The following is a 12,026-nucleotide window of genomic DNA, read 5'->3' as shown; positions in this document are numbered from 1 at the left end:
GTCATTAGCACACGATACTAACGAGAAGTAAAGTATCATTATTAAACAATTGAGATATTCTTCATATTAAAACTTCTAAAGAGTAAATATGATAGTTTTTTTGTTCTCAAAAAACGTGCTACTACGAATAATTTAAAAGTAGATACGTACTTGAAAATTGAAAATCAGAGAGGATAATCCCATTCCATAAACATTTTGTCTCCTTGCCTCAGCCCTCTCTGCAAAGAGAATATTCCATTACATTTTTAAAGAAGCTTTTAAATTTGTAGTTTTATTATGGTGAGTGCTATACCTGTAAGATTACAGATTGTTTTCATAATCCATACTTTGATTCAGTACACGAACACTTAAAATATCAATATCTATAGCCAAATAAAAATGGTAAAGGATTTATACGAAAATCTTTTTAATGATAGAATAAATTCAGATAATGCCATATTTATACAATTTCTTTTTGACATGTATAAATAACTGCCCAGAAATTTATTCTTTATACAGCTTTTACAATTAAGCTGGTATGGTATATAAATCTGATTTTGATATTTGAAAGGGAAAGATTCCTAATTTTTCTGTTAAAGATAGTTTTAACAATGAGTATCGATCTATTGTAACCAATTCATTGGAATCTGTATACGCCCCAATAATTTTAAAGTTTTTAAAATCTTCTGACTTAACAATAATATTACAAACATCCATCAAGTAGCCTATATTATAATGACACACTTTATAGTCTTTCAAGAAATTAACTAAAATTGAATCTGGAACACCTTTTATTTTTTTTATCTCAAAATATCTTACTTTCATTTTAAGTAGAGGCCTTTTAATAATAAAGTGATTCTGGCAATTATATTTAAGATTACTAAACATCGCAAAACTAAACTCGTATTTAACTCCTAAATATGGCCCTAGACTATTTAAAACGTAAAGAAAAATTAATGGTATACTTGTAGGTTTGACCAAAAGTATTCCAGAAAAATCTTTCTTAAAATTGTATATATTTTCAAGTACAACATATAAAAGAAACGTACTTAATACAGAAAAAACCAGAAAATTAAACTTTGCCAAAACGGGTAATAAATAATTATAATAGTTTCCCAAAGCTCTGAATAAGATAAGTGATATTATAACAATAATAGCCCAGATCTGAGTATTTAAATGAAACGCTATTTCATTTGAAAATGATAGAAGACATCCTAGCATTATTATAGAGAAGTGAATATGAGCAATGTAACCAAAACCTATTATAAGCAAACTAATAAGTATTACATATACAGACGTAAATACATCAAAAAATAATGGTAATAAGCTATAACACTCTAAGAAAACTACAAAGTAAATTCCAAAAATTATGAATACATTATTAACGCGATTTAACTTCATTCCTTTTAATAAAGCTAGTTGTAGTAAACTACCTGACCCGCAGCTAGTCTGAAAGTTGAAAAAACTGCTATTCAGTTTATGAAATCCGGCAAAAAAAAGAGTTAACAAAAACAAAACCTGAATAAAGGAATTTAAACTTTCATCCTTATTCGAAATGGATAAGAAGTGTAATATAGTATTGTACAGAACTATGAACCAAACTAATATTAAATGATTAGATAGGCGTTTTGAAAAATTTAATATGTACAATGACAAAGTAATAAAAAGTATTAGGCTTATTATTTTAGTATTATAGCAAACCCCGCAGACAAGTGTTATAAATAAAATGATTTCTACAACGCTGAACAAAAATGAATTTAAATACAACCCACCTATGGGGTATACTCTAAATTTGTGTTTAAAAAACCCAAATGACGCTGAATAAACAAATAAATGAATTATGGTACCAATAAGTATAATTTTTAAACTCATAAAGTTGTTTTAATTTATTAATTAAAGCCAAAAAGTTGGGTTAAACGACAATCGTTTGGACTGGTACCAAATCCATCTGAAGCCTTGTGAAAATATTGACCATCAAATACAATCATTCTGTTATATTTCATTTCTACTGTATCAATAACTTCCCATAAACTCTCATTCTCAAGGTCTTTTTTGATATTTAATACGTCTTCTTTATCTAAAGAATCTACAGTTGTTATACCCTTTTCTTTGTGACGAAAGAATGATAAAGCTATTTTTTCCTTGCAAAACTGTTCTGGAGCCAAATAACATACACCAGACCATCGTCCTGTGAAATAATGAAAATGAATCGTATCTTCTTCGCCAGAGTATAGTGTATTAAACATTCCAACAGAAGCTCGTTGCCAAAAATTATCTGAAATTTCTATCTGTTTCCAATTAGGTTTATTTTTCAAATTTAAAAGCTCGGCTATTTTAAAAAGTGTACTTTTAGTAGAGTCATGTTTCTCTACAGATCGAAGCCCATTCCACTTGGCTGAAATAGGTTTTTTATAGGTACATTTTAAAGCAAAATCCCTAATTTTATCAGGGTTATTATAAAAATTATCAATTATTTTAAACATATCTTTTAAATTTTAGAATCATAACAAAAAATATGAGCACTGCCAAAGTTTTGTACAGTGCTCAAGTAAATTAATCATGTACATCTACAGACATACGGTCTACGACCCATTGTGGAACTCCCTTTCTTGATAGAGAAAAAGTAACCAACCTTTTCATTTCTCGTTGAAGTTCTGCCAGATTAATTTCATACCCTTTAGCTTTGGCAAGCTCCAATACTTGATCATGATTTTTTAAGGAAAGAATTTCCTTTGAATTGTCCTGAACTATCAGGTAGTTTACAAAATCTTCTGCTGTTTTTTTGAGCAATCATTCATATTAAAATGTATTTGAATAAATCCCTACTCCCTTTTATAGTGGTTTTTCAGGTTATTCCCACTGTTTTATTTATAGTCTTTACTACAAATGCTTAAATAGATATAGTCAGTAATTTCTTATCCAAAATTACATGTTATAAACAATTGGTATTAATGAAGTTTCCCCTTTTATCGGGGTGATTTTACCTGATTAATTTTATAGGGTTTTTCCCGTTTTAATTACCGGAAATTGATTGGTTTAGAAAAGGTATATGTGTATAGAATTTAAGATAAAAGGGCTTAGAAATACTCACTTTTACAGCCATTATTTCACAATGAATCTAGGAATTTAATTATATGTGTATTATCGATTATTGATTTAACGTGTGGTAAATCAATATTATAAAAACGATGAAGTTGTTGTGTTTTCATAGCTTTTTTTGCTTTTACAAAATACTATTTAGAAAAACTTAAATATTTCGTCAAAATTGTCTTGTATTTCTGCTTTAAAAGCATTTATCTCGGTTTTGCTCATATCACAGAAAAACTTCTTTTTTTAAAGATGCATTTTGGGTTAACAAATGTGTAGAATGATTATAAATTAGTAACAATTTTGGATTTAACAATCAATATAAAGGTAAATTCCTACAAAATTACTTACATTTAAGAATTCCTAATTAATAATTAATAGAAAATCAATATTAAGCTTTTTGATCCAAATCCAAGGACCAATAACTTTTTCTTAAACAAGAAACTAAAACTATTAATTATGAAAAAATGTGTTTATTTATTTGCGCTACTAATTATTTCAACATCATGTAGAAAGCATGAGAAAAAACAAGAAGTTGTTGATTTAGCTACAGGACCATCGTCTACGACTACCTGTAAAAATACTTATTCAGAGACAAATGATGTTCAAATTGAAAAAGATAAAATCTTTAGTTTACTTTCCTTAGCTGCGGTGTATAAAAACTGGCAGACTCCAGAAACTAATCCAGTTAGAGGTTACAATATTGGTTCTGTATTAATTGCACCATCAGGTCAAGTCGTTAAATGGGCTAGAAACTGTGTGGATACCACAGCTAATAGTACACAACATGGGGAAGTTAGACTCATGACTAGCTATTTAGGCATGACACAATATTTTTCGTTAAAAAATGAAGATGATAACCCCTATACATTATACACATCATTAGAGCCTTGTGCCATGTGTAGTGGAATGATGACATTACAATCATTAAATAGAACTGTTTATAGCCAAACAGATCCAGATTTTGGTAAAGCTATCCAACGGTTAGAATTTGATGCTGCAGATTATGGCGGGTGTCCGCCATACCCAAGAGCCGTAATTAGTGATGTGTCACCGTCTATATATCGTTATATGTTGGATACAGCTTATGTTAATTATTTAAGAAAAGGCTATGATAGAAGCATTACCAAATTCCTTACAACAGAAAATGCCAGAGTTATATATTCCAGTGCTGTAGATGAATTATTAAATTATCAAGTAACTTATCCAGAAAATCAAAGCGCATTAAATAATGCTATTTCGTATTATAATAATATAGTTTCCGATACATATACGCCTTTAGATGATGATAATGATTTAGTCACTACAGTTTTTACAGTAAAAGGAGCAAGTACTACTACGGGTATAACAGATATATATAAAACTTATGGAGGTGATTTATATCAAGTGAGCAATATCCAGGTGTTTACTACATTAAATGATATTGATGGTGATGTGTTTTTTACCATAATTAATAGCGCTAACCCATCTGAATATGCCATTATTGATTCTGGAGCGAATATTAACACTGGGGCAGCTTTAGTGAATGTTATGTATCAATATGGTGTGTCCTGTAGCGTTACCAGGGAAAAAGAACAAAACGGTGTTTATTATTTCACTATTAATACAGTAATAACCCATGATAATGATTGCAAATGGAATGGTTCTGAATGTGAACCAATTTAAATTAAGGTAGTCAATAAATAGGCTAGCGATGATTTAGAAGATATTTTAAAAATTGTGGAGATCAAGGAATATTCTAAGCTGGAAGGTCTTTTTAAAATTTGGAATCAAAAAACAATTTGCCAAAGATATTTTTATAGCGCATTTAAACGGGATGTCTCTCAAATCCGTTGTGAAATGGATGATAAGTAAGTCTGTGTTAGCAGAAGGAATGCAGGCCACACAAAAGCTTAAGTTAAAAGAAGCGTTTTTAAAGGTTTTTGATAATAATACTAGGAAATAAGTTGTGGAATTAAGTCTAATGATATGCAGTAGATAAACAAGCGTATTTCATTAAAATTTGATGAAGCTGTTATTTCCTATGAAAGATTTGTATATAAATGAGCATTGAAACAATTACTTCAAAATATACTTTAGGGCTTAGAAATACTTCTCAAGTATAACATTCATATTATTTAACAGTATTCTTATCTATTAATTCTAAATCCCCAGAATAACTAATTGGAAACCTGGAATTTCCATTTACTGTTATATGTGTTTTTAAGTTTGGGAATAATTTAATGAATACCTGAAAATTTTCTAATTTACTCTTTGCTTGAAATGAAATGGTATAACTATGATCCTTATTTTGAACAGCTTTATAGTCTTCAAAAACTCCATCAAACTGTATTGCACTATCTCCTCCATTATAAGCAACTTGCATTTGTCTTTCTCCAAAATATGGTAAAAAGGACGAAACACTGTCTTTAGATATAGTTAAAAAATTATAATTTCCAATTAAAGAAATAACACTTGAACTACTCCCAGGTTGCATTAACCCCGAATTAAGAACTTGTTGCAACGCATTCGTTACTTGCGGGTAAGCTCGGTCTGATTTAATGGTAAACGCTTGCTTGTTTACTAGAGAATTAAGGAAATCTATCTCAGCTTGAGTTGCAATTGATTTTGATGCTTTACATGAGAAAAACATCATCATAATCCCAATAAAAATATAAATAGATCTCATTTCACGGTAATTGGAAATAATATAGTTTCTAAATTACGAAATATTATAAAACGTTTGTTATTATAAACTTATATTTTCATTTAATATTATGAGAAGTAAGTTTTATAGAATCGATAAAAAGTAGGGTTACACATAAATTCTTGGTGATTTAATACCTAATGGTACATATATTATTCCTGTTATTAGTTTTTACTATTCTATGGCAATTAGGCTTTCATATTTTTTTATTAAGGCATAATATTTTTTTGCGTTGACCATGTTCTCAGCTCCCTCTCCAATTATGTTTACACTAAACCTTGTAACCGATCGATGCATTTTATAGTAATTTAACAACGCATCGTTCATTGGGGTTTTACCTTTATAATGTGATATATATTGGTTTATAAAGTTTGTGGCATCATATGGTCTTTCAAAAAAATCGAAATCCACTAATATGGATGCCAGATCGTCTAATAAATCTATTTTGTTATAGTCTTCTTCAAATTCTATACAATCGATAAGTACAATTTTTTTACGGTCAATAAAAATATTGCCAAAATGTAAATCGCCATGAACATGTTTTATATAATTCTGTTTAATCCTACTTTGAAATAAAGTATTATTTGCTTCTAAAAAACGATTTGAGGTTGTAATAACTTTTTGAATAAACTCAAAACCTGCTTTTCCAATTTTTTTACAAATTATATCTTTTAATTCTAAAACTTGATTTAACCTTTTTACTAATTTATTAGTATTAAAATCTGAACAAACTTCAGATGTTTTATGAATTTTATAGATATATGCTGAAAAATTTGAAAGTTCCGACTCTTGCAAAATGTTTTTATTAATGCGATTAGCAAGCAGATGTGTATCATCTAACCGTTTCATCATAACGGCATAATCGATGATGTCTCCAGAGGTTACTGCAAGTTTGAATTGATTCTGATAATAAGTAATAGGGACTACTTTTAAGTAAACATTTGGAGCAAACCGATCGTTTAAATTTAGCTCTTTTTTACAATAAAATTCCCTTTTTGATACTTCTGAATAATCAAGGAATTTAAGTTTTAATGGTTTTTTAACTTTGAAAGCATACGCTTTGCATAATAGAATCCATGATATATGTGTTTCTATCGTTTTTTCATACCCATATTTTTGTTGAAACTCTGAAGACAGGCATAAATTAATGATTTGACTAGAATTCAACGGATTGTTTTTTTAACTGGTTGAGGTAATTAACAACACTCCCCTCATTATTACTACCAATAACAACATCTGATTTTTCTTTAATAATTGGAATCGCATTATTTACTGATATTGCTGTATCTGCCAACTCAAACATTTCTACATCATTAATACCATCTCCAAATACTGTTAAAAGTTTATCGGTATAGTCATACTCTTGCTTTATAAACTGAAGTGCATTAGATTTTGTCGCCAAATGGCTATGTACTGTTAGCCAAAACCATCCTTTAGAGTATTGATTTTCAAACAAATGAGTTTTTATACCATGACCATTATGCTTAATAATAAAGGCCTTTAATTCTTCTAGTTTTTCTTTTCTATCTATAAATGTAAAACAGGTAACCTCACTCGAAATGGCCTCAGATAATTGATCAACAGCTACCAAAATTTGATCTTTGCTATTTTGTCGATCACATAAATACGAATGCTCACCGTGGTTTTTTAATCCATAATATAGAATCCCATCTTTATTTTTTTGATGATTAGAAATAAAAACACCAAGGTTATTTCTCTCAATGATCTCTGAAATATTTTTTTTAATATTTTTTTCAATACCATTAATTTGAATGTGCCGCATTGTATTAATGTCGGAGATATAGGCACCATTTAAATTAACAACAGGTAAACTTAAATGAATACCATTCAACATATTTCGAATTGTATTTAAATTTCTTGCACTAGCGACACTAAACAAAAGACCATCATCAATTAATTTCTGAAGATCTGCATAACATTTTGGAGCTAACCTAGCATTATTATTTAATAATGTGCCATCCAAATCTGAATAAAAAATGGTATTGGAAAAATTAGACTGTTTATACATATTGTAATTTACTTATGCCCGATTCATTTGGTTTTAAAGGTATTGATGGACGAATTTCCAACTCTCCTAAAAGAACATCAGAATTAGAATTTACTACAGAGAAAATACATTTACCTATGCTCTCTGGTTGCAACTTTTTATCATCATTCCCTTTAGGTCTATTATTTATTGCTCCTGCATTAATTAGGGTTGTTCTAATTCCATAATCTCTGGTTTCTTGAATAAACACTTCAACCATGGCCTTTAATGCCGCTTTAGTACTGCAATATGCTACACCTCCATCAAAATAATGTGTGGCAGCATGACTTCCAATAACAGTTATATAAGTTTTTGATGACTTAAAGATAGGTAAAAGTGATTTTAGCAAGTAAAAAACTGCAGAATAATTCGTTGCTACTGAATCTTCCCAATCTTTATAAGGCATATCCTCTATAAATGATAATTTTCTAACTGCAGCATTTAATATACATACATCTATATTTACAGATTCCTTAACCAGATCCTGACATCTGGCTATTATCTGACCTGGCTGGCTAAGGTCGCACTTTAACTCACCAAGCCATACTTCATTTTTTAATGTTCTGTTTAAGGATATTATTTCATAGCCCTGATCATAAAAGTATTTAGCAATCCCATAACCTGCACCACGGTTTGAACCTGTTATTAATAATACTTTTTTACTCATTTTTTTGATTTTATGTCTACGATAAGCTGCGTCCAGGTATCAATAATTTCTTCATGGCTTTTACCCTGTCTAAATAAATCTTTATCAAGGGATGAACCGTCTTCAGATTTTAATCGCATACAGTCAGGCGATATTTCTGAAGTAATACAAACTTCTCCATCATTGTTAGTACCAAAAATTAAACAAAAATCTACTAAGACATTTGGAGATAACCACTCACATAAGATGTCATTTGTTTTTAACGCTAATTTTTTCAGTAAATCTGGATCTTCTCCATAAACTTTTAAATAATCCGCAGAAATAGGAATATCTTCAGGATCAATTCTATAATCAAATTTTACAATAGGCGTTGAAAATTTATGATTATCTGGGAAAAGCCCTGGATATTTTCTTTGTGTCGAACCCACTGCATAATTTTTAACGATCACCTCAAAAGGAGGGCTTGTACATTTTCGTGTCAAATATTTATCTGTATCCAATCGTTTAACAAATGCTGTAGGGACATCATGTTTATTTAACAATGCTACAGCCATTTCATAAAAATCCAATCGTAAATCTTGAGTTTTTTCCACCATTTCATACCTGTCATAAGTAAAACTTGATAATGAAGGAATTAATTGTGCGATGTAATGATCATTGTCATAATTATATAGGTACTTACTTTTTCCCTTTACAATAGGCTCTTCTTTTAAAGTGTTATTAACAGTTTGTGTCGTCATAATATTTAGTTTAATTATAAATTCCAATAGTCTCTTTTTTCAAAACTACATGGCGATTTTAAGGTTATTTTAAAATTATCTGGGTTTTGTTGTATCCAGTTGGTTACTGAATCTGGTAGTTCTAAAAGTATTTTATCATATATTTTTTTTAGTACTTTATTGGAGGTGTTTGAATCCTTTTGAGGATCAAATTTAAGCGCAATCAAAATTTCGAAACACCCCTCTTTTTTAACCATTTTAAATAATGGCCAATTGTTCTTGTTATTATCTTTAAAAATGTTAAATCCTGTTGAGGCTCTGTTAAGTTCTTCAATTTCATCAATCGCCTTTGCGATTTCAGCCTCCCCAAAATATAAATCTGAGGTCATTTTAACGCAACGTTTTAATCGCCCTCTAAATTTATAAGCCAGTGTTCCTTTATCACAGTTTACTTTAGTTACATCGACTAAGTCACCAGAGCGATAGCGTATCAAAACAAAACGCTGCGTAAAAGGAAAAAGAGGGGTTAATATAAGTTCTCCTGTACCCGTTTCTAATTGTTTACCTGTTTCTAAATCTACTATTTCAGGGACAACAAACGGGTCAAAATGATACCCATCGCACTGCTGACAATATTTTGCGCCTCCAAACATTTCAGACATGGAATAATTATCACTAATTTTCACATTAAAATAATCTTCAAATTTTTTGCGTCTGCTTTTGGGAACTGGCCAACCAAAGATTGTTATTGAATTTAGCTGATCTTTTGGAATTTCAATATTATTCTCAGTTAAATACTGGTATAAATAACTTAATCCCATTACTGTTGTATTCAATTGACTTACTTTATTTTCAATACCATTAAAGTTAAATTCATTTTGTAACAACCAGGCTGTACGGACAACTCCATAATCCTTAGTTAGTTCAATCATAAAATTATATCCTATACCTGGTAGCCTTAAAACAGAACCATGGTTCATAGAGCCTTCAACAATACCAAGAGGTTTTAATTTTTCTGAATGCAGCATACCTGATTGTAAAATCGAAAAAAAGTTTTGAAGATATAACTGCTCTTCTTGAGACCTTTCAATAAGTAACGGAGGCTGATTTGTGGTTCCTGTTGTAAAAGTCACAAAACCAAAGGTTGTGATTTTAGATAAAATCTCTGCACGATTTTGATAGAGTTCTTCTTTACTTAGCGTAGGTAATTGATCTAATTTAGATATAGTCCAATTAGTATCATTAGGTATTGTTTCTTTATAGTAAGGCGTATTTTCTTTAGCCGTCCTTAAAGTAAGATCTAATAACTTGTTTTGTAATAATTTATAGCCTTCGTGATACTTAACAGGTTCTGTGATTATATAAGAAAATAACGGAGCCAGAATCCCAGATCCTACATGATTTGACTCTAATTTTTCTGGTAATTCTTTAACTTTTGATAGAAATCTATCTGGAGTCATAATGACATGGCGCTTTTCGGTAAGCAATGTTTGGTCATCCATCTGATAACTGAATTTTTTAATAATCAGATTCTCTAAGCTATTATTCCCATAAGAGTAATCTCAGGAAATAAAATACTTGGAGAATCTGGTTTTAAAATGTATGATGATTTATTTTTTCGAACTTGCAATTTCAGAAATCACACTGGCCATTGCTTTTCCAAAAATTACCGGCTCTGCTGCCGCTATTTTAGAAAAAACAACAGGTTCTGCGGCGGCTATTTCTGATAACATTGCTGGTTCAGCAGTTGCTATTTCGGCAAATAATGATGGCTCTGCGGCTATTAATTCTCCAAGTATGGTTGGTTCTGCTGATGCAATTTCAGATAGCATAGTAGGCTCAGCAGATAGTATTTTTTCCATCATTGCTGGTTCTCCAGATAGTAGTTCGCTTATTACAACAGGTTCTGCTGATGCTATTTCTGATAAAATAGAACTTTCGTTAGCAAGGGATCTGTTAACTTCTCCTGCTTCCTGTATAAAAGAATCAAAATGAGGTGTTTGTTTAGGTTTTCCCAAAATAAATGATTTTAGAGTTAATGATTAAATTTGCTATTTATAACTCTTGAGAAGGAGAATAAAACTACTTAAAAAGTAAGTAATTACTGTAAATATATAAAAATTATTTAAAATATATGTTTCATAAGCATTTCATTCATATTAATACAGTAAATTATTGGTCATCTGAATTTAAGATAATTATATAAGGTTCCTAAAAACATGTTCAGCATACAATACATCCTCGACTAACCCCTTTGTTAAAAATGCTTATAGCCATATTAAGTATTAGGATGTTACGTACACTGAACATTACAAAGAACAAATAATTAAAACATTAATTAATCATCATCATCTTGCTTTTCTTTATCTTCATTAGCTTTTCCCTTTATTAAAGCTGTAAGGTCTAAATTTCCAACTGTTTGTTTGTCTTTGGTTAAAACTAATCGCGAAATATCTGGAGATTTTTGAAACGGAATTTGAATCATTCCAGATTTTAAAAATGTATTGTCTTCTTTTCCTTCTTCACAAGATCTGACTAGGAACGGGTCTGGTATTATATAATTACTAATGACTCTCCCCTCCGTGTTTAAAACTTCAATATTAAAGTTACCTCTTTGATGTGGAAGCTTCCCGCCCACTTCTTTTAAAACGGCACGTTCATCCAATTTAATAGTTCCGTCTGTTACATGCACTGTTAAAACATAAAATGAGTGTTCATTTATTGAAAAATGGCCTAATGTAAATGGTGATGTGTTTTTTTCGGCCTGTTTTCTTTTTTCCTCATTGGTTTCCTGAGCCTGTGTAGCTAAAACATTAGTGATACATATTAGGACTACTACTATTTTATATATGGTTTTCATTG

12 protein-coding genes are annotated in these 12,026 nt (G+C 30.1%); 1 reads left to right on the top strand and 11 read right to left on the bottom strand.

What is annotated here, in order from left to right:
* Window positions 1–507 precede the first annotated feature (507 nt).
* The 3 genes from EM932_RS14855 to EM932_RS14845 all read right to left on the bottom strand — a co-directional run bounded on the left by EM932_RS14855 (window position 508) and on the right by EM932_RS14845 (window position 2,769).
* Window positions 508–1,380 carry a hypothetical protein gene (locus tag EM932_RS14855; protein WP_135877985.1) on the bottom strand — a complete coding sequence of 291 codons (873 nt, stop codon included), beginning with the start codon at window positions 1,378–1,380 and terminating at the stop codon, window positions 508–510.
* 488 nt (window positions 1,381–1,868) lie between these two features.
* A complete protein-coding gene (locus tag EM932_RS14850; protein WP_135877984.1) occupies window positions 1,869–2,462 on the bottom strand; it encodes a DUF6445 family protein in 594 nt (197 codons plus the stop codon).
* A gap of 70 nt (window positions 2,463–2,532) precedes the next feature.
* The gene (locus tag EM932_RS14845; RefSeq protein ID WP_135877983.1) at window positions 2,533–2,769 is read right to left on the bottom strand and encodes a Nif11-like leader peptide family natural product precursor; all 237 of its coding nucleotides are present in this window, start codon (window positions 2,767–2,769) and stop codon (window positions 2,533–2,535) included.
* A 756-nt stretch (window positions 2,770–3,525) separates the two neighbouring features.
* Between EM932_RS14845 and EM932_RS14840 the strand changes: the two genes are divergently transcribed.
* Complete coding sequence (locus EM932_RS14840) at window positions 3,526–4,731, top strand: nucleoside deaminase (RefSeq protein WP_135877982.1); 1,206 nt, start codon at window positions 3,526–3,528, stop codon at window positions 4,729–4,731.
* Between the two features lie 448 nt (window positions 4,732–5,179).
* On the opposite strand, the gene EM932_RS14835 is transcribed toward EM932_RS14840, so the two are convergent.
* From EM932_RS14835 to EM932_RS14800, 8 genes are all read right to left on the bottom strand, one after another.
* Complete coding sequence (locus tag EM932_RS14835; protein WP_135877981.1) at window positions 5,180–5,734, bottom strand: DUF4251 domain-containing protein; 555 nt, start codon at window positions 5,732–5,734, stop codon at window positions 5,180–5,182.
* 192 nt (window positions 5,735–5,926) lie between these two features.
* Entirely contained in the window at window positions 5,927–6,919 is a 993-nt protein-coding gene (locus EM932_RS14830) for a hypothetical protein (protein WP_135877980.1), read from the bottom strand.
* Complete coding sequence (locus tag EM932_RS14825; protein WP_135877979.1) at window positions 6,909–7,781, bottom strand: HAD-IIB family hydrolase; 873 nt, start codon at window positions 7,779–7,781, stop codon at window positions 6,909–6,911. The genes EM932_RS14830 and EM932_RS14825 overlap by 11 nt, the downstream gene beginning before the upstream one ends.
* On the bottom strand, window positions 7,774–8,466 hold the full coding sequence (locus EM932_RS14820) for an SDR family NAD(P)-dependent oxidoreductase (RefSeq protein ID WP_135877978.1): 693 nt from the start codon (window positions 8,464–8,466) through the stop codon (window positions 7,774–7,776). Before EM932_RS14820 ends, EM932_RS14825 begins: the two co-directional genes overlap by 8 nt.
* Entirely contained in the window at window positions 8,463–9,185 is a 723-nt protein-coding gene (locus EM932_RS14815; RefSeq protein ID WP_135877977.1) for a phosphoribosylaminoimidazolesuccinocarboxamide synthase, read from the bottom strand. Before EM932_RS14815 ends, EM932_RS14820 begins: the two co-directional genes overlap by 4 nt.
* Window positions 9,186–9,199: 14 nt before the next feature.
* Window positions 9,200–10,666: a phenylacetate--CoA ligase family protein gene (locus EM932_RS14810; RefSeq protein ID WP_135877976.1), complete on the bottom strand. Its 1,467-nt coding sequence runs from the start codon at window positions 10,664–10,666 to the stop codon at window positions 9,200–9,202.
* 108 nt (window positions 10,667–10,774) lie between these two features.
* On the bottom strand, window positions 10,775–11,182 hold the full coding sequence (locus EM932_RS14805) for a hypothetical protein (RefSeq protein ID WP_135877975.1): 408 nt from the start codon (window positions 11,180–11,182) through the stop codon (window positions 10,775–10,777).
* A 320-nt stretch (window positions 11,183–11,502) separates the two neighbouring features.
* On the bottom strand, window positions 11,503–12,024 hold the full coding sequence (locus EM932_RS14800) for a hypothetical protein (protein ID WP_135877974.1): 522 nt from the start codon (window positions 12,022–12,024) through the stop codon (window positions 11,503–11,505).
* Window positions 12,025–12,026 lie beyond the last annotated feature (2 nt).

Origin of the sequence: Flavivirga rizhaonensis (assembly GCF_004791695.1) — a bacterium.
Classification (GTDB): Bacteria; Bacteroidota; Bacteroidia; order Flavobacteriales; family Flavobacteriaceae; genus Flavivirga; species Flavivirga rizhaonensis.
The sequence above is the reverse complement of the archived record's forward strand: the minus strand, read 5'-3'. Positions and strand labels throughout refer to the sequence as shown.